Raw genomic sequence first — 584 nt, forward strand, 5'->3', positions numbered from 1 at the left:
CCTTTGCTCCCGATGCTCTCTACCCGTTAGGTGGGTATCCGGGAAATGATGATGAAGGGCGAGCAATGCAAAAAGAGATGGACAGAGCCAAGATTGAGCAAGACTTTATAGCGGCCGCTAAATTTATCAAACAGCACGAACATGGAAACGGCAAGCTTGGCGCGGTTGGTTTCTGTTTTGGTGGTTATGTCGTCAATATGCTGGCGGCAGTTATGCCAAATGAGCTCGATGCAGGCGTGCCTTTTTATGGAACACCCGCTGCAGAAGAGATTCAAAAACAAGTGAAAGGCCCATTAATGTTGCATTTCGCAGGGTTGGATAAACGTGTGAATGACACTTGGCCTTCGTACGAGCAGCAGTTGATTGCTTCAGGTGCGAAGTACCAAGCTTTGATGTATGAAAACGTCAATCATGGTTTCCACAACGACTCAACCGCACGTTACGCACCCGAGGAAGCGGCTCTTGCTTGGGAACGTACCTTAGCTTTCTTCAAAGAACATCTCATCGCCAGTTAATCGGAGTTGGCACATTCCTTGTTTTATCTCCTTTAGTGAGTGAGATATTAACAAGGAATGTGCATGACT

The 584-nt window shown here is 46.9% G+C and carries 1 protein-coding gene; it reads left to right on the forward strand.

The window, feature by feature from the left end:
* Window positions 1-515 (forward strand): dienelactone hydrolase family protein (locus tag R7R78_RS28110; RefSeq protein WP_225474851.1); only part of this gene is annotated, 515 nt, incomplete at its 5' end.
* Between the last annotated feature and the right edge of the window lie 69 nt (window positions 516-584).

The organism is Vibrio sp. 2134-1, from assembly GCF_033339495.1.